Consider the following 23284-nt stretch of genomic DNA (forward strand, 5'->3'; position numbering starts at 1 on the left):
GGATTCGGGGTCTGTTATTACCGAAGTAACATGACCCAACCTTTAACAGTAAATCATGCTTGTGTAAAAGCAAAAGTGCGACTGCCCGTCGCACAGAATAAAAGGGACCTATGGCCCCTTTTTTATTTGATTACTGATACAAGATATCATCTTTTAATGAAGCAACCCTTGTTAAAGCATCATCAATGTCTCTCTCACTTACACCATAATGGGCAAGAGCCTTATGCAAATGATTGACAATCGCGTTAAAATGTTCAGGCTGTAAATTCATACCTTGATGTGCTTTCGCCATTGATTGACCCGAATATTGATTAGGACCACCAAGAGCAAAACTAATAAATTTGGTTTGGTGGCTTTTTTGTTTTTCCATATCAGTGTGTTCAAAAAATTGATTAACTGTTTCATCTTTTAAAACTAACTCATTGTAGAAATAATCTACGACCTTATTAATCGCTTCTTGACCACCTAATTTTTCATACAGATTGTCTTCCATCGAATATTCACTCCTATTCTGTCAGGTACAAAGCTATTTTCCTCAGAAAGTACGTAAATATTCAAATTTTTCATGACATAGTTATTTACTTCGTCCTCCGTCACTGGTCCAACTTTTTCCAATATTTATATATGAATTCTTTGAATAATTCATTTAACATTGACTTTTTTTGTTTTTTCAACCATTCCACTTGATCAATCGGCAACTTTAGTTTTAAACTCATATCCTCATCGGGCATTTCTACTTTTCGTATTTCTTCAATTGTAATTCCTTCTTCCAGGTTGGGAAACCATGCATCACTCTCACTTACACGGTCTAAATAATAATAATCATCCGGATCATCAAGATCACAATATAAATTAAGCTGAGGTAATCCCCCTGCTAAGAATTTTACATGCATAATTGAATTTAGGACTCTGCCATCTTCTAATTCTATTTCAATAATGAGGTTATCTTCTTTCTTATACTTTTTTACGACAAGTTCACTCACAATAAGGTCCAATTCCAATGTAAAATTTGAATTTGTCTCAAAAACATAGATTGCACTGTTAAAAATATGTATATCCTCACCATCAATTTTTACTGATTTTACTACTGCCATAAAGGTTCCCCCAAAAAGTTGTTTCATTACATAATATGTATTGGATATACCTATCATCATAACACCAATTTAGCTTTTTGAGGATTATTTAGAGTGTAGCAAAAACAAAAATACCCATTAAAATCCAAGAAAAGTGAGTGGTCAAGAATAACCACTCTTCATGAATGTCTATATGAATGTTCACACTACTGGATGGAATGATTCTCCATTATTCACTAGCAACCTGTTTAATTCCTGTTGATCAACCGCTTGACTAATATAGTAGCCTTGGGCAAAATCACAGAAGTTTTTCATGAGAAAATTGTATTGTTCCCCATTTTCGACACCCTCGGCGACAACATTAATGTTTAAACTATGAGCCAAAGAAATGATTGCTATAGCAATCATTGCATCCGTCTCATCTCTTTCAATAGTAGTGATAAAAGACCGGTCAATCTTCAGTGTATCAATTGGGAATAATTTTAAATAACTCAAAGAAGAGAAACCTGTTCCAAAATCGTCAATTGAAATCTTGATACCCAATTTTTTTAGTTTTTGTAAAATGATAACGGCTTCTTCTGGATTTCTCATCACCATTCCCTCTGTTAACTCCAATTCAAGAGAATGAGGTGGCAATCCTGTTTCTTCCAGTACAGAAACGATCATCTCTACAAGATTCTGTCTTTGAAATTGTTTAGGTGACAAATTTACACTTATAGATAAATCCCCAAATCCAGCATCCTTCCATTCTTTACACTGTTTGCAGGCCTCCCACATTACCCACTCTCCAATCGGGATAATTAGACCCGTTTCTTCAGCAATAGGGATAAAGGAATCTGGTAAAATAATTTGATTTAGTTTATTTTTCCATCTGATTAATGCTTCCATTCCATAGATTTTCCCTGTTTTCAAATCTACTTTGGGCTGATAATGGAGGATAAATTCATTTTCATCCAAAGCTTTTCTTAATAAAATTTCTAAATCCATCCGTTGATTAGCACGATTTCTCATGTTTGGATGGTAAAAACTATAGCAATTTCTTCCTTGGTTCTTAGAACCATACATTGCCAGGTCTGCATTCTTTATCAACGAATTAAGGTCTGTCCCATCTTGAGGGAAAAAACTAATCCCCATACTGCTTGAAATATTCAGTTTTTGTCCTTGAATATTTATAGGGTTCGACATTTCTTCCATGATCTTATCACAGATGAAGATCATTTCTTCTTTACTTTTTAAATAGGGTACAAGAATAATAAATTCATCTCCCCCAAATCTAGCAAGTTTAACCTCTCTATAATCGGTAGCAGTTTGCAACCTTTTGGATACTTCTTTTAGTAGTAAATCTCCAGCTTCATGTCCTAAGCTATCATTTACCACCTTAAAATAATCCAAATCTAGTAATATAAAACCTAACAAAGTTGGGATATGATTTATCCCTGAAGTATACTCATCCAGGATGGAGTGAATGGCCCAACGATTTGGGAGATTGGTTAAGGCATCATGAAACGCCATATGTTTAATTTGGGCTTCTGCCCTCTTTTTATCACGAATATCCCGGCATAAAGCAAAATACATTTGTTTGTTTCCAATATTAATAAGACGAATATTAATATCAACAGGGATTGCTAAATGATCTTTTCCAATCATTAAATCCTCAAAATTCATTGACGCCAGCTGTTTAGAACCCATTTTTAGATGTTTCATTTTTTTCGGTAGTTTAGAAAATACATGTTCAGTACTCAATTCGAGAAGTTCACTTTTTGAATAATTTAAAACCTCACATGCTGATGGATTAACTTCTGTAAACTTCCCGTCCGTTCCGATTAGAAAGAAACTATCAGCAGCTTCTTCGATTAAACTTCTGAACTTTTCTTCACTTTCTTTTAATCGATTCTCGGCTCTAACTCGGTCTGTAATTTCTAATCCAAACCCGAGTAAAAAATCCTCACCTGACTCATCAATATGGATGATGGTTTTTCCGGTAAACATATGATGTTCCTCACCTTTATATCCACTCGGAAATTCTTTGGTGATCAATTGTCTTTTCTCCCATACTTCGAGATCATACGCGCGATTAAGCTCTGCGATTTCACGAGGAAAAACATCAAAGATGGTCACTCCAATCAGTTCTTTTAAACTTTTCCCATTCGATACGCATGCTTGTTTGTTGGCATAGATGGTGTGTCCTTCCCTATCTTCCAGGAAAATATTGATAGGTAAGGCATCCAGAATATTTAAATATAGTGATTCATTTACGCGAATTTGTTTTGAGAGCTCCTGGTTTTGCCGTTCCAGTTGAGCTATTTGCAAACGCAGCTTTTCTAATTCTACCGTATGTTGATTAGACCGAACACTCATCTACACCCTCCTCCATACATCAATTACTAAAAATTAATATGTATCCGAAAACAAAGGACTCTATTGTATCATTATATAATAATGTTAATTCCTTACTAATGGGAATTACGAAAGATTTACGAAAAAGATTTTCTGCATAAAAGTTTGGATGATGGGCATTTTATACGTATGGACTTGTAGCTCAATGATAGAGCAACTTGCAGTCATCCAATGAAGACTGTTATGTTTCTTGTGGGTTTGAATCCCACCAAGTCCAATAATAAAAGCTCCAGCGCCTTGATTAGGCGCTGGAGCTGGACACTAATAAAACAGCTCCTGATACCACCCTTAATTGGTCGATGTCAGGAGCTGTTTTAATGGTAAATCCGGAATCAATTTATATTCCGCCACCCTCGTCATGAATCGTGCTGTTTTCTTTTCGAATATTTGCATATAAGCTTAAGGTTCCTAAGGCCGCAATTAAAGTACTTAAAATAATGATAATATTGTAAAAATTAGTCTTAATCAACAAATTAATTAACGTATAAGAGATAACAAGTGACGCTAATGGCGAAATAAGCCAAACCTTTAAAATCTTTTTAATAACGCCCTTTTGCCAAAAACCAATCCCATTTTGGGAAGCTCCAATCCCTAGGATTCCACATGTAGTTACTTGGGTTAATGGAATAGGGAGACCAAAAATAGAGGCAATTGTAACTAATGTTCCTCCAGTAAAGGAAACGGCACTACCTTCTAATAAGGACAATTTTGTAATCTTTTTTCCATTCGTTTCAATTACCCGGCCACCTAATAAAACAGCACCTATAGCTACAAATAAGCCGCCAATCCAAATGCCTTTAGTTGTTGAAAGCATACCTGCACCAACTAATGGTCCTACTGCATTCGCTACATTATTCATCCCAGCAGAAAAGGCTTCAAAGCATCCACCCAAGACGAGAACTCTCCCTATCCACTTTTTCCATTTTCCTTGTTTGGTCAAACTAGGCCAGCGCTTTTCAGATTTAGCAATTAGCTTTCCTAGAAAAAAGGTAATGAAAAATGAAATGATTGGAACAATGACCCAAAATGCCACAATGACAATGAGACTATTAATAAACAAGCTTCTATAAGCTATTCCAGCACCAACTATGGCACCTACGGTTACTTCACTGGTTGATAAAGGAATTCCCATTAGGTTGGCAATAAACAATGTTAGGGTCGCCCCTGCAAGAATAAGGACCACCAGCTCAATGGTAAGAATTTTTGAAGGAATAATGCCGTTACCGATCGTCTTTACGACTTCTCCGCCTCCTAGAACTGCACCTAAAAAAGCAGCAATTGCTACTAAGACCATCGCTAGCCATTTATTTCTAATCGCATCAGCACCATAGGCGGAGCCCATTGATGCAGCTGTTCCACTTGCCCCAATGTTCATGGCGAAGAAGAAAGCTATGATAAAAGCCAAATACGTCCAAAACATATCAATCTCTCCTTATGTATGTCTATCTATCTAGTAATATTAATCTCGCAATGTTTCGAAATTCAAATTCATACTATTCAGGTAGGAATAATTTTATATTATACATTTCCTTCCCAAAATAAGCAACCTACAAAAGGCATATGTCACTGAATTTTTAAAAAATTTTTATTGTAGCAATAAATAAAAAAACTATAACCCCCGGGAGGGCTATAGTTTTTTTATTTCCATTATCGTTTCTCTCTCAAGGCTACCCGCCGAATTTTTCCAGAGTCGGTCTTCGGTAACGCCTCTAGGTATTCAATCAAACGGGGATACTTATAAGGTGCCGTTAAGTTTTTAACAAAGGTTTGTAGTTCCTTTGTCAACTCAGGTGTTCCTTCGACACCATCTTTTAAAACAATACAGGCTTTAACCACATTTCCTCTTTCAGGATCCGGTGATGCAACCACTGCACATTCTTTCACAGACTTGTGTTTCATTAAGGCATCTTCTACTTCGAATGGTCCAATGGTATAGCCTGAACTAATAATGACATCATCTTTTCTTCCCTGAAACCAATAATAGTTGTCCTCATCTCTATATGCTCGGTCTCCTGATAAGAAATAATCACCTAGATAAGAGGCGGCAGTAGATTCAGGGTTTTTATAATAATGTTGAAAAAGCGCAGGAAACTCTTTTTTTATGGCAATCGTCCCAACCTCGTTAGCAGGAACAGGCTGACCATAATCGTCCACGACATCAAGATATTCAGGCATTAATGGCTGACCCATTGAACCCAATTTATTTACATTCGTGTTTAGATTGGCAATCAATAAAGTACTTTCCGTTTGACCATATCCGTCGCGAATCAATATGTTGAATTGACTTTTAAATACATCAATTACCTCACGGTTAAGTGCTTCACCTGCGGAAACAGCTGTGTGTAATGGTGTTAAATCAAAATTTGAAAGGTCATCTAATTTTGCCATCATCCGGTACTCGGTTGGTGTACAGCATAAAACATTCACCTTGTTGTCTTGAAGCAACTCTAAATATTTATGCGGCTGAAATCTGCCATTATAAACAAATCCTGTAGCACCTGAACCTAAAATGGATAAGAATGGACTCCATACCCATTTTTGCCAACCCGGTGCCGCTGTTGCCCAAACAAGATCATCTTCACTTATATTCAGCCATTTAGAAGCTGCGATTCGGAGATGTGCATAGCCCCATCCATGACTATGTACGACACCTTTTGGCTGCCCTGTTGTTCCAGAAGTATAAGCTAAGAAAGCTAAATCATTTCTTAAAGTATCAATATCCGTGAAAGTTTCTGATTCACCCTCTATCAAGGCTTCCATTGATAGCCAGTTTGGTACTTCTTGCCCAAAGACAATTTTAAATTTTAGAGATGGTGTCTCCTCTGTTATATTTTCAAACTCATGAATTAAGTCGTAATAAGAAATAACCGCTTTGGCTTCTGAGTGATTTAACCGATAAACGATATCCTTTGCTCGCAGCAATTCAGAAGTGGGGCTAATCACAATGCCCGCTTTTAAACAGGCTAAGTATATGACATAAGACTCAATTATCCTTGTGGTCATTACTACCACCCTGTCACCTTTATTGATCCCTAATTTTGTTAAACCGTTAGCTAATTTATTTGCTTTTTTATTAAGCTCATCATATGTAATTGATTTCGTTTCTCCTGATTCATTTTGCCATCTCAAGGCAATTTTATCTGAAACATGCTTTGAGATTTCACTAGCTAAGTTAAAGTGTTCTGGTGCAATTAATGATTTAAAATCCACTTTTGACATTCTCCAATCTGTTCATTTCAAAAGCACACGATTAAATGTGCATTTTGAAATTCCTAAAAATTAGTACCAAGTAATAGTACAAGCCTTTAAAAATTATATACATACAATAATACCACTTTGAAATAGTTTGTAAATTATTTAATACCAGTGTTCACTTATTAGTAGGATTTATTATCTACACAATTGCTATTCCTCAAATGATTATCATGACTATCGTCACTTCTTTTGATATATATGATTTTCAATTACTTTCCGAATAAAAGAATATTGGCCTACGTTATTGCTTATTTTAAAAGTGATCTTAAATTTAAATGGTTAGGATGGATTACAATGATTTCACTCAAGGGAAAAACTGCGATCGTAACTGGTGCAGGAAGAGGAATTGGACGTGCTACCGCGATCGCCTTAGCAAAGGAAGGTGTAAATTTAGGATTCATTGGACTGAACATGTCAAATCTTGAAAAAGTAACCTCAGAACTCGAACCATATGATATACAAATTTCAGCAGCCACAGCTGATGTTTCTGACCTTGAAACCGTCACTCATGCTGTTGAACATATCAAATCAGATTTAGGAACCATAGACATTCTCATTAACAATGCAGGGGTAGCCAAATTTGGCGGCTTCCTCGATTTATCTCCAGAGGAATGGGAAAATATTATCCGAATAAACTTGATGGGAGTATATAATGTAACAAGAGCCGTTTTACCAGATATGATTGAACATAAATCCGGAGATATTGTAAACATCTCTTCTACAGCAGGTCAAAAAGGTGCGCCGGTAACCAGTGCATATAGTGCTTCCAAATTCGCCGTATTGGGACTGACAGAATCACTTGCCCTTGAAGTTAGGAAGCATAATATCCGTGTCACTGCCATGACTCCAAGTACCGTTGTTACAGATTTGGCCACAGAAACAAATCTTATTTCTGGAAATCCAGAAAATGTAATGCAGCCGGAAGATTTGGCCGACTTGATTGTTGCCGGTTTAAAACTTCATCCAAGAGTCTTCCTCAAATCTGCTGGATTATGGTCGACTAATCCTTGATTTAAAAAAAGGTCAGCTAGAAAGAAAAATTAGCTGGCCTTATTTATGTATACAAAAAAAACACTAAGCTTTTGAAAAAATTCAAAGCTTAGTGTTAGCAATTCTCCATAATACATAAAAGCAAACCCGCGTTACAGCATTAAAGTGAAATCACAAAAAATATCACTAGATTTCAAAATCAACAATAATACTATCTACCAAACCAATCTCCTTTAAGTAACTAAATACAGCTTGATGTTCCGGATGTGGCCCATAATTTTCTAATGATGCTTTATCTTCAAAACGGACCGTCAAACCGATTTCAAAGCCCTGACTCCGGTTTGAAAAATTATATCCTTGCTGTATGTCTACAATACCAGGAATTACGTATTTTAACAGGAGAGTTCTCCGAATTAACTCTTGCTTCTGCTCTTCCGTGGTGTTTGTTGAAAATTTCAATAATACAATATGTTCAATCATGATTTAACTCCAAGTTTACGATTCAATTTTTCACGGTCAAAACCGGCAATTTGTTTATATTTATTTGAGATTTCTACCAATTCCTCATAAGAAACCACATCTTCTAAATTGGTAAAGCCGTTAGGGGCACGTTCTTCAACAATTTGCATGACAACCTCTGGTCCATTTTGTCGATTAGACATGACGATATTGGCTGTGGCTCCTAATCTAGTCTCTTCATAAACCTCCAATGCCCTTTCGGCTTCATGATGTTCTAAAATGGCTTCACCCAAGGCATCTGCATCAAGAATCGCTTGAGAAGCACCATTTGAACCAATTGGATACATCGGATGTGCAGCGTCACCTAGTAAGGTGACTCGTCCAAATGTCCATTTCGGTATTGGATCACGGTCCACCATCGGAAATTCATAAACCGCTTCGGTCTCTTCTATCAATTTTGGCACATTTAGCCAGCCAAAGTTCCAGGAAGCAAAGGCCGGAGCAAATTTCTCTTTATCAATTTTCCGATTCCAATCTGCACGAGAAGGCATTTCCTCGACCGTAAGTTCGGCAATCCAATTAACGAGTGAACTTCCTTCCGCTCTCTTTTCAGGACACACTGGATATGCGACAAATTTTTGATCTTGATAACCCGCCATAATCATGGATCTTCCTGTTAAAAAAGGTGTTGATTCCGTAATGCCACGCCATAAAATCCGACCGCTGTATTTTGGGAGACCTTCATCTGGATAATAAAATTTCCTTACAACAGAATGAATACCGTCTGCTGCAATCATGATATCTGCATGATAGGACCCCAGACTCTCGCCGGTTTTTCGATTTTCAAATTGGGCTACTACCATGTCAGCAATGTTTTGGAAGGATTTCAAATGGTGTCCCGTATACACAGCTTCCTCCCCAATCTCCTTCTTAACTGCTTCTAATAAAAGCATTTGCAGCTTCCCACGATGGATCGAATATTGTGGCCAATGGTATCCTGCTTCTACCCCTCTGGCTTCTCGCCAGATTTTCTGCCCGAATTTATTTACATACATTAGTTCCGCAGTCTGTAATCCAATTTTTTCCAGATCATCAACTAAACCTAATTCTGTTAATACCCTCACTGCATGTGGTAAAAGATTAATCCCCACACCTAGGGCTTTAATCGTTTCCACACTCTCAAAGACACGCACTGACACGCCAACGCGGTGAAGTTTGAGAGCAGTCACAAGCCCGCCAATGCCGCCGCCAACAATAAGAGCACTTTTGATATTCGTCATACCTATCTCTCCTTGTTCTACATAACTTCTGATTATTCTAATTATTACATAAATAAAAAATATATCAATATAAAAAACTAGTTAATAATAAATAGGAGAGAATCTATCACATAGATCCTCTCCAGCTTATGAAAAACGATTAAATTGAACGAGTATTCTTTTTGTTTGAAGTCATGCTTGCCGAACCTTTGCTTAAAATAATATTTGCTGCAACAAACCCAAGAATGACTGCCACGACAATGGTGATGATTGAACCTGTCATTGCCACTTTCACTGTCATTAGAAAAACAATAGCAAAAGCTAGCATGGTCATAACTAAGACTGAATTCCAAAGTACACGATCCCTTACCTTCTCTAATAAGCTATTCGTAGGCACGCTACTTTTTTCTGCCTTTGCTGCATGTAAGATAGTTTTTAATCGTCTCAGGTTAATGATAGGACCCATAAATGTCATTAAAATCAAGAGTGCCAGTGAAAAATCAATCCAAGCATTTTTCCATCCCCAACTGGAGAATACTAGGTATAAGCCAGGCACAATGATTAGGATTACACTAAAAGGCAATAACCCATCCAGTTTTACAGCTAATGCTGCCCAATTTCGTAAATTTTCTGTTGTTTTTGAATGAAGCATGGAAACCATCGATAATAAAGTGATTCCCACCGCGACAAACATAACCACAACCCCAATGATGTGTATAAATAAAACAATACTATAAAGCAACTTCCAATACCCCCTTATTTTTCCTTTCCCATTATATAAAATTTTTTCGTAGGGCGAAAGTCCTTTATTAAAAATATTTTGTTAAAATATGAGTATTTATCCCTAACTCTATAGGTTCATTCGCAAATGGCGTTCCATGATAAAAGGCTGCCATTCGATAGCAGCCTTCTAAGTCATCACACAAGTTTATGTGCATACCATTTCTTCCCTTTGAACCGCAAAGCAAAAATTAATGTCCGCATCCCCCATTCGATATTCATCGCTGCCCAAACACCGACAATCCCAAAACCGAAAGTGATTCCCAAGAGATACCCCAGAATAACTCTAAGCAGCCACATAGAAAGCAATGACGCAATCGATGTAAAGTTTGAATCGCCGGCTGCCCTTAATGCGGACGGCATAATAAAACTTGTTGGCCATAAAAGTGGATGCCCTACAGAAGAGATTAAGATTAGTGTAAAAATAGTCGAAATAATTTCCTCTGGCGGGCTGAAGAGCTTGACTAAAAATGGAAACAATGGCATTAATACTGCATCCGCTATCACAAACAGGACTGTTCCAAGTCCAATCATGGATATAATAAACTTCCTCGCATCCTGTACATTTCTTTTTCCTATACATTGCCCCACTACCGTTACAATTGCAATACTCAATGAATTGGGTCCGATCTGAAATAGCAATGCAATCGAATTCGCAATCGCATATGACGTCAATGCAAGTGTTCCTAACTGAACAATAAAGGTTTGCGTCAACAACTTTCCACCATTGAAAAATAACTGTTCTGCTGCAAAAGGAAGTCCGATAAACATGACTTTTTTTAAGATAGCAACATCAATATGTAAAGCATTTCTTAGTTTGAATTGAATGGATTCATTGTATTTTAAAATATAGATTAATGAAGCTACTACACCTATTAATCTTGCAATAATAGTGGAAATGACAAGTCCTTCCACACCTATGTTGAAAAGAGTTATAAATAAGAGATTTAGTAAAGTATTGGTGACATTCATGATTAAAGATAGATTTAAACATGGTTTCGTCTCTCCAACACCTCTTAATGCCCCGGTTACGGCTTGAAAAATGGCGATAAGCGGATATGAGAGACAGCTGCCGATTAAATAAATTCGGGCTTCTTGAAAAACATGTGCTTCTGCTTTGCCAAATAAAAGGGACAATGTTGGCGTATGGAAGATAATAACCAATGCACTTAGAAGTACAGAAAAGATGGTTACAGCTGAAATGGCCTGTGTAGCAGTTTTGGACACCATTTCCGGATTCCCGCTGCCTTTATATTGAGCCACCATAACCGTCCCACCTGTAGCTACGGCAATAAAGACATTCACTAAAAAGATATTCAGTGAATCAACCATACTTACCGCACTAACAGCATCAACCCCAGCGGAGCTGATCATCGCAGTGTTTAGTAGACTCATAATGATCAAGAAAGATTGGTCTACAAAAATAGGCGTAATAATGGCAAATAATTTTTTGTAATCAAAGGATTCGCCAGTAAAAAACTTTTCCAACAAAAAAACGGTTTTGGGTCTTAACTTCACTGCGAGTTTATTCATTACACGACACTTCTTTTCAATTTGTCAATTTAATATGGTTTATTATAGCATGATTTTCGGAAGATGAAAGGGCTTTTACAGCTAGTTGTTAAAGAATAAATATCATGCTTTAGCATTGTTTTCCAAAAAATTATTACCATTTTTTGTTTCAAATAGTCTATATTAATGATATGTAGGGTAATTAAAAAAAAGGCGCAAGGCAGGCGCTTTTCTTTATAAAGTTAAGAACCTAAATATCATTAATAAAACGATACGGAGGTCAATCATGTTTTTATCCTGTCCGATTTTGGCTGCACTTCTAGGAATGCTGATTGCACAATTTGTTAAGATACCCATACATTTTATTTCAACAAGAGAACTAAAATGGAATTTGATGTTTAGTACTGGCGGGATGCCTAGTTCTCATACATCAACCATTATCTCCTTAACAACAGCGATTGGGTTAATCTCGGGTTTTAAATCGAATGAGTTTGCTATTTGTGTTGTCGTTTCAGCCATTGTCATGCATGATGCAACGGGCGTCCGCCGTCATGCTGGATATCATGCGGAAATATTAAATACGTTATTAGTCGACTTTAATTCATTAATTGAAACATTAAAGAATCCGAAAATAAAAAAGCCTGAGTCTCGAGAAAAACTGAAAGAATTATTGGGACACCAGCCAATTGAAGTCTTTGGCGGAGCGATCACAGGAATCATTATTGGAGTCGTTACATATTTTCTATATCCGTTTTAAATTTTGTTAACAGACATAATCCACCCGAGAGTCACGGGTGGATCGTTTTTTGATATCATGATTTAAGCAAAACGATAATATATTAATAAGAAGGTTGCCAGTACGAAAATAAAGTTCAAGAAGACAAAGATAAATTGATCTATTTTTGTTTTGTGCATTTTAATTGGCGGGTTATAAAAAGATACGCCTTCAATAATGAAGATCAGTAACACAATATGAATCATAAAATGCCCGATCACTTCTGTCATGCCAAACAACATAGTTGTTGAAATAAATATACCTGTTACCACAAAACCTAATACTCTATTTAAAATACCAACTACTAATAAATACCCAACAACAAATTCGATGAACGCAGCCATCATAACAAATAGATCTGGGGCAAATCCAAACGTAGGAACATGATGGTGTGCAACGATATCCAAGGCCATATCAGGGTAAACCCATTTTTCCACTGCTACCCAGCTAAGTGATAATCCAGTTCCTAAATATAAAAACGGGAAACCTGCCTTTTCTAACTTAGTATTTCCAACCAATAACACACCAATAATGGCTACATAAAAGCCGTAATCTAACATATGGAAAATGCCATGATGGACTGTAACATAAATAAATAATCCCAATAGTATGCTTGCACCAATTTTGGTTGAGATATGATGTGGAATTAATAAAAATCCAATTGTAACCCATGTTAATATAACAGCAATTGTATTATGAATATGGAATTCCGGTGCAAATAATGTACCATTAACCATTTGAATGATAAGTGCAGCGGCTGTTCCATATTTTAAAATATAACGAGAATACTTTCTTAAGCTAGATAGGCGGTCCTCCCATTTCTTCATTGGTCCCCATTCAACCATTTTAGGAATGATTAAGGTCAATGAAGCTAACACAACGGCAGCCAAAAGAGCAAAAAATAGAAACATTGGTGAAAGTATATGTTCAATCGATTCCTTGTGAGGCTTCACATTTGTGAACCACTTCACATGAGCCTCAGTAAAAAAGGGTGTCATAATTAGTCCTAACATTAATAGTATCTGAAATAGCTTTTTCATCATTAAATCCCCCTAGTAACATTAACAACATGTTTATAGTGTTAATATACATGATAGATTAGTCCTAGGTTCGGCCTATTTTTGAACTTTTTGTGAAATGATTCACATTTAAATAATAACAATCATATTCAGAATTACTAAGTCATGTTTTTATCAAAAATATAAGTTACTCAAGTTCAATAACTGTATTTATTTTGTTTATTATGGTTCAATATATTGTGATTAAGCCTTCATTGAAGTCTAAAGGATTAATGATGGATTTACTTTACCTTTTAGTTTTTTAAAATACATATAAGGAGGTTGAGAACATGATAAAAAGAATAATCATTCTTGTCGTACTTTCATCCATTTTATTAGTATTAGTTAAATATCAGACATCTACTCCTGTTAACAATACAAGCACAAAAAGTGATGATTCTTCTAAATATACGACGATCGTTTATACGATAAGCAAAATTAAAGGTGATAAATATTATGGTAAAAGAAAAAATGGAAATGAAATCATTTTTTCTGCTAATAACATCACTTCAGGCGAAAAGATTCAAGTGAATGATCAAGTCATCTGTTATTTTGATAAAAATGACTTAGGTGAAGGATTAGTAAAAGTAGAGAAAAAATAAAATAATGTCCCCTTTCCTTTTCTTGAAAATGAATGATTGACCTCTGTTCATTTAATCTTTAAATGATCAAAGGTCATTCAGCAGTTTCATTGTTCAAATTCCTTCATTCCTCCTCCATTAATCCTATCTTCCCTCTTTAATTCGTTCCTTATTGTAATCCCATTCAAAGTGGATGGTTTATTTTTAGGTGAATTGGATGGTTAATTAATGATCCAGTTGCGCTAATATTAAATTAAAATAACGAGTTATATTTGAGGTGAATTATGGAGATTGCCTTCCTTTTGGTTACATTGATTTTGATTTTTTCTGTCGTCTCAACTTTGCTATTAACAAAGAAGCCAGACGAAAACTATAGAAGTTCAACCAAAAGAAATACGTTCAATTTGACTTTAATATATGTAGTGATTATTTTCTTAGCATTAATTTCTCTAGGGATATACATTTGGTTGACCTAGTAAATTTTATTATTAGTTTTGGAGATGATGTTAAATGGTATGGACGATAATTTCATTAATACTCCTTGGTTTATTAAAGGTATTAGTAACTTGTCTTCCAACAGGTCCTGTGGAATGGCTAATTAAAAAATTTGAAACTCATTCAAAACTGAGTGATGACCATATCACCATAACTTTTGAAGGAAAACAAGTAAAAGGTAAAGACAAAACGACGCTTATTCATGATTTTAATGAAGCAATCTTTTTAGAGAAACACTATATCTATCCAGGGACTGAGGAATTATTTTTAAAGCCAGAGCACAGTGAACCTCCGGTCGTCATTGATACAAAGAAAGGTAAAAAAGATATTCGATTATTTTTGTATCGGTATAAGGATCGCATTGATGTAGTGAAACAAGACAAGAAGAAAGTTGTGGCCTATAGTTTGCTTTCGGATCGTCTTCAATTATCACAAGAAAAAAAAGGGCTATCCGTATAGCCCTTTCTCTGTTTAAACTCCCCATTGTTTTATCACTTGCTCTTCTCCTATTTTATAAATTTCTTCCTTCGATTGATTTTTGTTTGCAATCACATTGGTTTGATATTTTTTTCCTTTAACTGTTACATAAATTGTATACATACACATTTTGTTTATTCTCCTCGTCATTAAGTATTTTTTTAATTTAATCTATTGTTAGTACCCATCCGTGAAATCGGTCATTAATTATTTTGCCTCAATCAACCCATATCGCCCATCTTTACGTTTGTATACCACATTGGTTTGGTTTGAGTAAGCATCGGTAAAGACATAGAAACTGTGACCAATTAGGTCCATTTGCAGAATAGCCTCCTCACTGTCCATTGGTTTAAGGTCAAATTGTTTCACTCTGACTATTTCTAACTGATCCTCTTTTTCATTCTCTTCCATGTCGGTAGTGAAAGTGGCACAATATCCAACCCTATCACGAAATTTGCGATTTACTTTTGTTTTATTTTTACGAATTTGACGTTCTAGCTTATCTAGGATTAAATCAATTGCTGCGTACAAATCAAGATTTGTTTCTTCGGCCCGTAAAACAAGCTGCGGCTGTACAATCGTTACTTCTATCTTCGATGTTTTATCAGGATTAATCCTTAAATTTACGTGTGCACTTGTGTCATGTTTCTTGATTAAATGACGATCTAGCTTGGATACTTTCTTTTCAACATACTCTAGAATAGCTGAAGTTACCTCTATGTTTTCACCACGGATATTAAAATTCATATTAAACTCTCCTTACAAATTTTTTATTTAGGTACAAACCTTCTTTTCGGAAGCAGTAATGGGTGTTTCTTAACCCTATGCCTGAATTATGCTCCCACAAACTGAATTAAGCTTGAAGGTAAGCTGAATGTTTCCTTAAAAAGCATCCAAAGTGTAAATTTTCCTTACTACTTTCTATTTGGTGAATTACATGATATGGAGTTTTTCACTAATAATAAGAAGGGAGGTTGCGAAGAATATGAATTTTACCTGGATACTTGGACTACTTATTTTATCTCAGCCAGTGAACACGCATAACCAATTATTAATCACAAACAATGGACACCCTATCTCGAGCATTGACCGTGCTAACTTTTCAATCAATTCGTCAGGATTACCGATTATGAATACGGAAAAGTTAAATCAATTAATGAATCAAATAGACCAGAAAGTTTCGAAAACACCTAAAAATGCCATTATTGACAAGAACGGAAATATCATCCCCGAACAGGTCGGTTACCGCCTAAACCGTGAATTTTTCACAGAAAAAGTGTTTTCTTATTTTTTTAATAATGAATCAACAAATTTAGAAGTGCCCCTGCAAGCGGTTTATCCTAGTGTGGATAGCGAAATACTTGGAACGATTCGAAGTGAAAAAATTGGAGAATATATAACAACCTTTAATTCCAAAAATAGAGAAAGAAACCATAATATCTATCTTGCAGCAAAAGCGATTAATAATTTTGTTCTTTTTCCGGGTGAAACCTTTTCATTTAATCAAGTAGTAGGAGAACGAACCGCTGGGAAAGGATATTTGCCAGCTACTGTCATTATTAAGGGAGAATTATCGGAGGATTTCGGTGGTGGAATTTGTCAGGTATCCTCTACCCTTTTCAACGCAATTGATAATGCTGGGTTAACCGTCATTCATCGATATTCACACAGTAGAGAAGTTTCATATGTCCCTCCACGAAGAGATGCCACTGTAAGTTGGAATGGCCCTGATTTAATTTTTAAAAATGAATATAATCAACCGATTCTCATTCAAGCAAAAATGTTACGGAATAAATTAAAAGTTGAGATTTATTCCTCGGATGTCATAACTTATAAGCCCAAAAGAGTACCATACCTGCGTTATTAACAAAATCACCCCAAGTGCTGAACTTGGGGTGATTTTATTACTGATTTAATTTTGTTGTTCTTCATTTTTAAGATTGTTTTTTATGGATTGAGCATCATTTTCAGTAGCAAATTCATGATTTACATTGCCTAGATTTTGTTCATGGTTGTTACTTTTGTCGGTGTGATTGAGGACAAATTTTGCGAAACTACCATTGTTAAGGTTTTTCTCTTGGCTCATGAAAAGCCCTCCTTGGTATTAGAATTAGATTGTATTAACTTAGGAAATAGAGAAAATTAGCTTTCAGAATTACATAGTGGATATATCTATAACGAATCGATAGCGAACATCACTACGTAGAACACGCTCATATGCTTCATTTATTTGATCTGCACGGATGGTTTCAATCATCGGTTTAACGCCATGTTCAGCAGCAAAATCCAGCATCTCTTGCGTTTCACGAATTCCACCTACCAGAGATCCTGCAATGCTACGACGACCCATGATTAAAGAAAATACATGATACTTATCTGCCTCAGCTGGAGCACCAACATTTACAAGTGTTCCATCTACCCGAAGCATAGATAAATACGCATCAACATCTAGATTTGCGGAAACTGTGTTTAAGATGAGGTCAAAACGGCCAGCCAACTCTTTGAATGTATTGGGATCACTAGTTGCATAGTAATGATCTGCACCCAACTTTATGGCTTCATCTTTCTTGCTCATGCCTTGGCTCAAGGCAGTTACTTCAGCACCCATCCCATGTGCAAATTGAACCGCTACGTGTCCAAGTCCTCCTACCCCAACAATAGCGACTTTCTTACCTGAACCTGCGTTCCATTTCTTTAAAGGGGAGTATGTAGTGATGCCTGCACATAATAATGGGGCAGCCACATCCAAACCTAGAGAATCTGGAATACGTACAACGAAGCTTTCTTTTACAACGATTTTTTGACTATAACCGCCGTATGTTGGTTTACCATCGTAGTCTATTGAATTATATGTGTTGATCACACCTTTCGTACAATATTGCTCTTCACCGCTCTGGCAGTATTCGCATTCACCGCATGAATCAACAAAACAACCAACACCAACATGGTCCCCAACTGCAAATTTTGTAACATTGTCACCCACTGCTTCCACGACCCCTGCAATTTCGTGACCAGGTACCATAGGGAAGATTCCGCCCCCCCATTCATCGTAGGCACTATGAATATCGGAGTGGCAAACACCACTAAATTTAATATCAATTAAAATGTCATCTGCTCTTAATGCTCTCCGCTCAATAGTAGTACGTTCAAAAGGTGCCTTTGCACTACGGGCACTAAGAACACCCGTCGTAGTTGTGTTTTTTTGATTATTAGACATAAAAGTTCACTCAATCCTTTCCAGCTAACACTGAATAACTCGTTTAACAATAATAGATTTACCCCTATCCTGTTCCATATACACAAAATACTTTTAGAAAAAAATAAAGATGGATCAACCAATTGGTTGACCCATAGTAAAACGCGCTCAGTTAATTGCATGAAACTTAGTCCATTTTCCATGTAAATATCGACGTACAAAAATCAATGCTTTCACAATCCAATCAATAAACATTGCTACCCAAGTACCAAACATTCCCATATGGAAATAGATGCTGAATAGATATGCGAAAGCAATACGACAGCAAAACATAGATAAAATCCCAACCCACATCGGGAATTTTGCATCTCCTGATGCTCGGAACGTTACGGGTAACGTGTAAGCAAGCGGCCAAATGATGACCTGGAATACTGCATGCCACCAAACGATTTGTGTCGTCAATGATGTCGCAGTCTCGGATAAATCATAGACATTTAATATGGATGGGAGCAAAGCAAGTATCAAAGCACAGCATACTACTTGTGCAGCATACACAATTCCGATAATCTTTTTGGTAAAATATTTCGCCTGTTCATAATCTCCTGCACCGATACATCTTGATATAACAACAGTCATTCCAAACCCAATGGCCATACCAGGAAGAACTTCAAACATCACAATAGTGCCTCCAACCGCATTAGCTGCAATAGCTGCCGTACCAAAAGATGAAACAAGACTGAGTACAACAATTCTCCCTAGATTGAATAAACCGTTTTCCAATCCATACGGAACACCTATGCCTAAGATTTTATTGATCATTGACCAGTTAAATTTGTGGTTAAAACTTTTCTTTATATATAATGGGAGCTTCTTGTTAAAAGCCCATGTAATAATAATCGCGGCAGCCGCAATACGTGAAAGAAGGGTCGGAATGGCAACACCTTCAACACCAAAATGAAAGCCATAGATAAGGACGGCATTCCCTATTGCGTGAACAATATTCATGGCGAGCATGATATACATGGGCAGTTTTGCATTACCCATCGTTCGAAATATGGCAGCTCCAGCATTATATAAAGCAAGGAATGGAATAGATATGGCAGTGAACATCAGATAAGTATTGGCATTTGCACGTACTTCATCGGTTATCTGCCCAAATAGTCCATTTAATATTAGTGGTTTGATGAGATAAATAATGACCATGATAATAATAGAAACAGCACCAGCAAACCATACCAGTTGATTTGTTGCTTCTCTTGATTTTTCCAGCTGCTTCCTACCCATGTATTGTCCCGCAATAACGGTCCCACCTGTTGCCAGAGCAGCAAATAAACTAATGAGTAGTGCCATAACAAAATCTACGAGGGAAACTCCAGATACAGCAGATTCACCCACATGCGCTACCATAATGGAGTCCGCCAATCCCACTAGATATTCCAAACCCTGTTCTATTACAATTGGCACAAATAATAGGAATAAATCCCTATTCGTAAATAACTTTGTTGATGGCAACGCTAATAACTTCTGTTGCAACTAAATCCCCCCATTTTGCTGCTTCATTTTATTGCGAATTTCCATAACTCTAGTTGTTATTAAATTAAATATTGATTCATTAATGAACAACTGTATATAATTATAAACAGATTTAGTATGCTTACAATTGTTAATTCAACGCAATATGACTAGTAATGAACAAATCATTTAAAATTGTTCATTATCTTTTAAGAAAGTTTGGTGAACCTTAAAATGCCAAGAGTAGATAGAAGAATAGCTAAAAGCCAAGAGGCCATAAAAAAAGCCTTGATTGAGCTGATGTCTGAAAAAAGTTTTGATGATATTACGATTCAAGATATTTCCGATAGGGCAAATGTTAGCCGTGGAACCATTTATCTTCATTACATGGATAAGTTTGATCTGCTGGATAAGCTCATTGAAGAACATATTAATGAAATGGGGGAAATCTGCGAAGCAACCTCCTCAGAAGAATATTCAGAGGCGAATCTGCCTTGGTTTGAATACCTTGAAAGTCATTATTTATTCTTTTCAACGATGTTAGCCAGTAAGGGAGCTCCTTCTTTTCGTAGTCAGTTCCATGAGTTTCTCGTGGAAGAGTTTAAGGATGAAGTTGATACATCACAAGGAAAAAACCATGAGTTAAATGAAGATGTTCTTCTTCAATTTATTGTTACTTCTTATGTTGGGATTGTGGAATGGTGGATCGCGAATGGAATGCCTTATCCACCTCAAGTCATGGCAGCACAAGTTGGAATGTTGTTAGAGAGGAATTTATAATTTTTTTCAACTGTAATTCCAAAAATGAATATAGCTTAACACATAGATAATGAAAAATTGAAACTTTTATTTCATTTCTGTAAAATTTACCCTCTTAGTACTAATTTTGGAAAATTAGTAGAGTATTAGTGAATATGTCGCTATTTTACTAATTTCTTAATTGTTGTTGAAAATCTTTATTGCTAAATCCAAACTTTGTATCTTTTACATGGCAAAAGATTATTCATAAAAAAAAGATTCAGCTAGGGGCTGAATCTTTTTATAAGCCTAATTTTTAAGTATTTTATGCATTAAAATGATTTTTACTTAAAGATGCTGCCCTCCGTACTTTTTCCATCCCTAACAGCCATAAGAAAATCATAAATGGAATCATTGTATATATCCATGATTCTTCTTTAAGCATTAAATAATTAAAAGCACCATGTAGTATTGCAGGAACAGCTAATGATGCTACAAGCAATACTAACTTATTCCCTTCGGTAAATTTCAATCTACTCATGTAATAACCCATAATAACTCCAAACAATGCATGACCAGATACAGGTAACAATGCTCGGTTGAAAGCAACTTCGACGCCATTGGTAATTAAATATATAACATTCTCAGCAGTTGCAAAACCCAACGCAACGGATGTCCCATAAACAATCCCATCAAATGGTTCATCAAATTCAGCATTCCGATAGGCAATAAAAAATAACACTAACCATTTAGAAATTTCCTCTAATATTCCGGAAGAAAATAAGAAATGAACCATTTCTTGTCTTATTAGGTTTTCTGTTTCAAATATATATTCAACAAATGAAATTGGAAAGATTAGCAAGGCACCAAAAATAAATGTGCGAATCACCATTGATAAAGGTTCTGGTTCATACTTATCTCTTAAATAAAAATAACTTAATAAAGCTAAACCAGGAGCAACTCCAGCTAGTATTATTGCTATCATTTCTTACCCCTTCCTTTATAAAATGTTTCTTTTCTATATATTTATTTAATAACGAAAACTAAAACTCTTATTAAATAGATCTTATTTGAAACGAAGTTCCAATAATCACACTTACTCCATTATCTCATATTCAATCATGAATTACAAAAAGGCATCGACTAAAACGCCAATGCCTTTTAATAATTATCCAAAAAATGTCTGAAAAAGTAAATATACATTCAAGCTAATGATTACAAATGCCACAAACCAAGCCAGAATTTTAAGCCAAAGTGGGTTAACGAATTCCCCCATTTTCTTCTTATCACTGGTAAATTTAATAAGAGGTACTACCGCAAAGGATAGCTGTAAAGATAATATGACCTGACTTAAAATGAGAAGTTGAGCGGTACCACTTTCTCCATACAGTACAGTCACAACCACAGCAGGGACAATGGCTATTAATCGTGTTATTAGTCTTCTTAGCCAAGCGGGTAAGCGAATATTTAAAAAGCCTTCCATCACAATTTGACCAGCCAAGGTTCCAGTTAATGTGGAGTTTTGACCAGAAGCAAGCAATGCTACTCCAAATAAGATACTTCCTAGAGTGGTTCCTAAAATTGGAGTGAGCAATCGATAAGCATCATTAATCTCTGCTACATCTGTCATGCCTGCTTGGTGAAAAGTGGCTGAGGAAACAATCAAGATAGCAGCATTGATGAATAATGCAAAGAAAAGGGCAATGGTTGAATCCCATGTTGCATATTTAATGGCCTGTCTTTTACCCTTACTTGTTTGAGAATACTTTCGAGTTTGAACAATGGACGAGTGAAGATATAAATTATGTGGCATAACCGTTGCACCTAAAATTCCGATAGCAATGTATAGCATAGTTGGATTACTAATTATTTCGGCACTCGGAACAAAACCTTTTAGGATGCCACCTACATCAGGCTTAGATAGAAAGATTTCTGTTGCAAAACATCCGCCTATTGTGATAATTAACACGATCACCAACGATTCTATAAATCTAAAACCTTTATTTTGAAGTAGCAAAACCACTAGGACGTCTAAAGCAGTAATGATTACACCATAGACTAATGGAATTCCGAAGAGAAGATTTAATGCGATTGCCGAACCTATGACTTCTGCTAAGTCACATGCTGCTATGGCTAATTCACATAGTATCCACAAGCCCATTGCTACTGGCTTACTATAATGATCACGACATGCTTGAGCTAAATCCCTTCCCGTAACAATTCCCAGCTTTCCTGACAGTGCTTGAAGAAGTATTGCCATTAAATTAGACAATAAAATTACGGATAGTAATGTATATCCGAATAATGATCCACCAGCAATATCCGTTGCCCAGTTGCCCGGGTCCATATATCCAACAGCAACTAAATATCCTGGACCTGCAAAAGCAAGGAATTTTTTAATCCAAGAACCCTTCTTTGGAATATGCAGGCTTCTATATACTTCTGGTAATGATGGCTGGGTTCGATTATTTCTCCAACCTTCCTCGGCACCTAATTGTAGTTTCTCTACATCTTCACTCATAATGATCCCTCCCATTTTTGGTACATACTAAATATTTTGCATTAGGTAAACTTTTTTGTCAAAAAAATCTCTTTTTCCTTTGGAGTTCATTATATGTTGGAGAAATATAAATGTTGTTTAATAAAATTGCGTTTGATAAATTTTTTTTACAAAGGGAAACATTTTGGGTAATTAATCCCCTATTGGAAAGCGCGATTTGGGTCTCC

23 protein-coding genes and 1 tRNA gene are annotated in these 23284 nt (G+C 36.0%); 7 read left to right on the forward strand and 17 right to left on the reverse strand.

Annotated elements, in window-relative coordinates; translation table 11 throughout:
- Positions 1-130: 130 nt before the first annotated feature.
- From JOC76_RS23515 to JOC76_RS23525, 3 genes are all read right to left on the reverse strand, one after another.
- Positions 131-493, reverse strand: coding sequence for a group I truncated hemoglobin (locus tag JOC76_RS23515; RefSeq protein WP_205181214.1), 363 nt, complete (start codon positions 491-493; stop codon positions 131-133).
- A 100-nt stretch (positions 494-593) separates the two neighbouring features.
- A complete protein-coding gene (locus JOC76_RS23520) occupies positions 594-1094 on the reverse strand; it encodes a hypothetical protein (RefSeq protein WP_205181215.1) in 501 nt (166 codons plus the stop codon).
- A 180-nt stretch (positions 1095-1274) separates the two neighbouring features.
- Complete coding sequence (locus tag JOC76_RS23525; protein ID WP_205181216.1) at positions 1275-3431, reverse strand: sensor domain-containing protein; 2157 nt, start codon at positions 3429-3431, stop codon at positions 1275-1277.
- A 170-nt stretch (positions 3432-3601) separates the two neighbouring features.
- On the opposite strand from JOC76_RS23525, the gene JOC76_RS23530 reads away from it, so the two are divergent.
- A tRNA-OTHER gene (locus tag JOC76_RS23530) sits at positions 3602-3687 on the forward strand.
- A gap of 120 nt (positions 3688-3807) precedes the next feature.
- Here JOC76_RS23530 and cysP read toward each other — a convergent pair.
- Positions 3808-4890, reverse strand: a complete 1083-nt coding sequence (cysP, locus tag JOC76_RS23535) for a sulfate permease (protein WP_205181217.1) — start codon at positions 4888-4890, stop codon at positions 3808-3810.
- A 227-nt stretch (positions 4891-5117) separates the two neighbouring features.
- A complete protein-coding gene (locus tag JOC76_RS23540) occupies positions 5118-6680 on the reverse strand; it encodes an acetate--CoA ligase (RefSeq protein ID WP_307784760.1) in 1563 nt (520 codons plus the stop codon).
- A 339-nt stretch (positions 6681-7019) separates the two neighbouring features.
- On the opposite strand from JOC76_RS23540, the gene JOC76_RS23545 reads away from it, so the two are divergent.
- The gene (locus JOC76_RS23545) at positions 7020-7736 is read left to right on the forward strand and encodes a 3-ketoacyl-ACP reductase (RefSeq protein ID WP_205181219.1); all 717 of its coding nucleotides are present in this window, start codon (positions 7020-7022) and stop codon (positions 7734-7736) included.
- 165 nt (positions 7737-7901) lie between these two features.
- Here the strand turns inward: JOC76_RS23545 and JOC76_RS23550 are convergent, their stop codons facing one another.
- From JOC76_RS23550 to JOC76_RS23565, 4 genes are all read right to left on the reverse strand, one after another.
- A complete protein-coding gene (locus JOC76_RS23550; protein WP_205181220.1) occupies positions 7902-8195 on the reverse strand; it encodes a Dabb family protein in 294 nt (97 codons plus the stop codon).
- On the reverse strand, positions 8192-9454 hold the full coding sequence (locus tag JOC76_RS23555; protein ID WP_205181221.1) for a flavin-dependent oxidoreductase: 1263 nt from the start codon (positions 9452-9454) through the stop codon (positions 8192-8194). The genes JOC76_RS23550 and JOC76_RS23555 overlap by 4 nt, the downstream gene beginning before the upstream one ends.
- Before the next feature lie 139 nt (positions 9455-9593).
- Positions 9594-10175 carry a DUF2269 family protein gene (locus tag JOC76_RS23560; RefSeq protein WP_205181222.1) on the reverse strand — a complete coding sequence of 194 codons (582 nt, stop codon included), beginning with the start codon at positions 10173-10175 and terminating at the stop codon, positions 9594-9596.
- 176 nt (positions 10176-10351) lie between these two features.
- Entirely contained in the window at positions 10352-11746 is a 1395-nt protein-coding gene (locus JOC76_RS23565; protein ID WP_205181223.1) for an MATE family efflux transporter, read from the reverse strand.
- Positions 11747-12011: 265 nt separating this feature from the next.
- Between JOC76_RS23565 and JOC76_RS23570 the strand changes: the two genes are divergently transcribed.
- Positions 12012-12482, forward strand: coding sequence for a divergent PAP2 family protein (locus JOC76_RS23570; protein ID WP_205181224.1), 471 nt, complete (start codon positions 12012-12014; stop codon positions 12480-12482).
- A 62-nt stretch (positions 12483-12544) separates the two neighbouring features.
- On the opposite strand, the gene JOC76_RS23575 is transcribed toward JOC76_RS23570, so the two are convergent.
- Positions 12545-13540, reverse strand: coding sequence for a hypothetical protein (locus JOC76_RS23575; RefSeq protein ID WP_205181225.1), 996 nt, complete (start codon positions 13538-13540; stop codon positions 12545-12547).
- A 308-nt stretch (positions 13541-13848) separates the two neighbouring features.
- On the opposite strand from JOC76_RS23575, the gene JOC76_RS23580 reads away from it, so the two are divergent.
- Both JOC76_RS23580 and JOC76_RS23585 read left to right on the forward strand, forming a co-directional pair.
- The gene (locus tag JOC76_RS23580) at positions 13849-14160 is read left to right on the forward strand and encodes a hypothetical protein (RefSeq protein WP_205181226.1); all 312 of its coding nucleotides are present in this window, start codon (positions 13849-13851) and stop codon (positions 14158-14160) included.
- A 489-nt stretch (positions 14161-14649) separates the two neighbouring features.
- On the forward strand, positions 14650-15093 hold the full coding sequence (locus JOC76_RS23585; RefSeq protein WP_205181227.1) for a YfmQ family protein: 444 nt from the start codon (positions 14650-14652) through the stop codon (positions 15091-15093).
- Between the two features lie 12 nt (positions 15094-15105).
- Here JOC76_RS23585 and JOC76_RS23590 read toward each other — a convergent pair whose 3' ends face one another.
- Together JOC76_RS23590 and hpf are read right to left on the reverse strand one after the other, a co-directional pair.
- Positions 15106-15240 (reverse strand): BA3454 family stress response protein, encoded by a 135-nt coding sequence (locus tag JOC76_RS23590; RefSeq protein ID WP_239557932.1) that lies wholly within the window; start codon positions 15238-15240, stop codon positions 15106-15108.
- Positions 15241-15318: 78 nt separating this feature from the next.
- Complete coding sequence (gene hpf / locus JOC76_RS23595) at positions 15319-15858, reverse strand: ribosome hibernation-promoting factor, HPF/YfiA family (RefSeq protein WP_205181228.1); 540 nt, start codon at positions 15856-15858, stop codon at positions 15319-15321.
- A gap of 238 nt (positions 15859-16096) precedes the next feature.
- Here hpf and JOC76_RS23600 point away from each other — a divergent pair, with 238 nt between their 5' ends.
- Entirely contained in the window at positions 16097-16978 is an 882-nt protein-coding gene (locus JOC76_RS23600) for a VanW family protein (protein ID WP_205181229.1), read from the forward strand.
- Positions 16979-17023: 45 nt separating this feature from the next.
- On the opposite strand, the gene JOC76_RS23605 is transcribed toward JOC76_RS23600, so the two are convergent.
- The 3 genes from JOC76_RS23605 to JOC76_RS23615 all read right to left on the reverse strand — a co-directional run bounded on the left by JOC76_RS23605 (position 17024) and on the right by JOC76_RS23615 (position 19840).
- On the reverse strand, positions 17024-17197 hold the full coding sequence (locus JOC76_RS23605; protein WP_205181230.1) for a hypothetical protein: 174 nt from the start codon (positions 17195-17197) through the stop codon (positions 17024-17026).
- 69 nt (positions 17198-17266) lie between these two features.
- A complete protein-coding gene (locus JOC76_RS23610) occupies positions 17267-18328 on the reverse strand; it encodes an NAD(P)-dependent alcohol dehydrogenase (protein ID WP_205181231.1) in 1062 nt (353 codons plus the stop codon).
- A 147-nt stretch (positions 18329-18475) separates the two neighbouring features.
- Entirely contained in the window at positions 18476-19840 is a 1365-nt protein-coding gene (locus tag JOC76_RS23615) for an MATE family efflux transporter (RefSeq protein ID WP_205181232.1), read from the reverse strand.
- A 213-nt stretch (positions 19841-20053) separates the two neighbouring features.
- On the opposite strand from JOC76_RS23615, the gene JOC76_RS23620 reads away from it, so the two are divergent.
- Positions 20054-20599: a TetR/AcrR family transcriptional regulator gene (locus tag JOC76_RS23620; protein WP_205181233.1), complete on the forward strand. Its 546-nt coding sequence runs from the start codon at positions 20054-20056 to the stop codon at positions 20597-20599.
- A 283-nt stretch (positions 20600-20882) separates the two neighbouring features.
- On the opposite strand, the gene prsW is transcribed toward JOC76_RS23620, so the two are convergent.
- Both prsW and JOC76_RS23630 read right to left on the reverse strand, forming a co-directional pair.
- Complete coding sequence (gene prsW / locus JOC76_RS23625; protein ID WP_205181234.1) at positions 20883-21542, reverse strand: glutamic-type intramembrane protease PrsW; 660 nt, start codon at positions 21540-21542, stop codon at positions 20883-20885.
- Between the two features lie 183 nt (positions 21543-21725).
- Positions 21726-23078: an Nramp family divalent metal transporter gene (locus JOC76_RS23630; RefSeq protein WP_205181235.1), complete on the reverse strand. Its 1353-nt coding sequence runs from the start codon at positions 23076-23078 to the stop codon at positions 21726-21728.
- Positions 23079-23284 lie beyond the last annotated feature (206 nt).

Source organism: Neobacillus cucumis, assembly GCF_016908975.1.
In the GTDB taxonomy this organism is placed as follows: domain Bacteria; phylum Bacillota; class Bacilli; order Bacillales; family Cytobacillaceae; genus Neobacillus; species Neobacillus cucumis.

Coding starts and splice junctions, on each gene's coding strand:
- JOC76_RS23515 (WP_205181214.1), bottom strand. CDS start 493: ATGGAAGACAATCTGTATGAAAAATTAGGTGGTCAAGAAGCGATTAAT.
- JOC76_RS23520 (WP_205181215.1), bottom strand. CDS start 1,094: ATGGCAGTAGTAAAATCAGTAAAAATTGATGGTGAGGATATACATATT.
- JOC76_RS23525 (WP_205181216.1), bottom strand. CDS start 3,431: ATGAGTGTTCGGTCTAATCAACATACGGTAGAATTAGAAAAGCTGCGT.
- cysP (WP_205181217.1), bottom strand. CDS start 4,890: ATGTTTTGGACGTATTTGGCTTTTATCATAGCTTTCTTCTTCGCCATG.
- JOC76_RS23545 (WP_205181219.1), top strand. CDS start 7,020: ATGATTTCACTCAAGGGAAAAACTGCGATCGTAACTGGTGCAGGAAGA.
- JOC76_RS23550 (WP_205181220.1), bottom strand. CDS start 8,195: ATGATTGAACATATTGTATTATTGAAATTTTCAACAAACACCACGGAA.
- JOC76_RS23555 (WP_205181221.1), bottom strand. CDS start 9,454: ATGACGAATATCAAAAGTGCTCTTATTGTTGGCGGCGGCATTGGCGGG.
- JOC76_RS23565 (WP_205181223.1), bottom strand. CDS start 11,746: ATGAATAAACTCGCAGTGAAGTTAAGACCCAAAACCGTTTTTTTGTTG.
- JOC76_RS23570 (WP_205181224.1), top strand. CDS start 12,012: ATGTTTTTATCCTGTCCGATTTTGGCTGCACTTCTAGGAATGCTGATT.
- JOC76_RS23575 (WP_205181225.1), bottom strand. CDS start 13,540: ATGAAAAAGCTATTTCAGATACTATTAATGTTAGGACTAATTATGACA.
- JOC76_RS23580 (WP_205181226.1), top strand. CDS start 13,849: ATGATAAAAAGAATAATCATTCTTGTCGTACTTTCATCCATTTTATTA.
- JOC76_RS23585 (WP_205181227.1), top strand. CDS start 14,650: ATGGTATGGACGATAATTTCATTAATACTCCTTGGTTTATTAAAGGTA.
- JOC76_RS23590 (WP_239557932.1), bottom strand. CDS start 15,240: ATGTGTATGTATACAATTTATGTAACAGTTAAAGGAAAAAAATATCAA.
- hpf (WP_205181228.1), bottom strand. CDS start 15,858: ATGAATTTTAATATCCGTGGTGAAAACATAGAGGTAACTTCAGCTATT.
- JOC76_RS23600 (WP_205181229.1), top strand. CDS start 16,097: ATGAATTTTACCTGGATACTTGGACTACTTATTTTATCTCAGCCAGTG.
- JOC76_RS23605 (WP_205181230.1), bottom strand. CDS start 17,197: ATGAGCCAAGAGAAAAACCTTAACAATGGTAGTTTCGCAAAATTTGTC.
- JOC76_RS23610 (WP_205181231.1), bottom strand. CDS start 18,328: ATGTCTAATAATCAAAAAAACACAACTACGACGGGTGTTCTTAGTGCC.
- JOC76_RS23620 (WP_205181233.1), top strand. CDS start 20,054: ATGCCAAGAGTAGATAGAAGAATAGCTAAAAGCCAAGAGGCCATAAAA.
- prsW (WP_205181234.1), bottom strand. CDS start 21,542: ATGATAGCAATAATACTAGCTGGAGTTGCTCCTGGTTTAGCTTTATTA.
- JOC76_RS23630 (WP_205181235.1), bottom strand. CDS start 23,078: ATGAGTGAAGATGTAGAGAAACTACAATTAGGTGCCGAGGAAGGTTGG.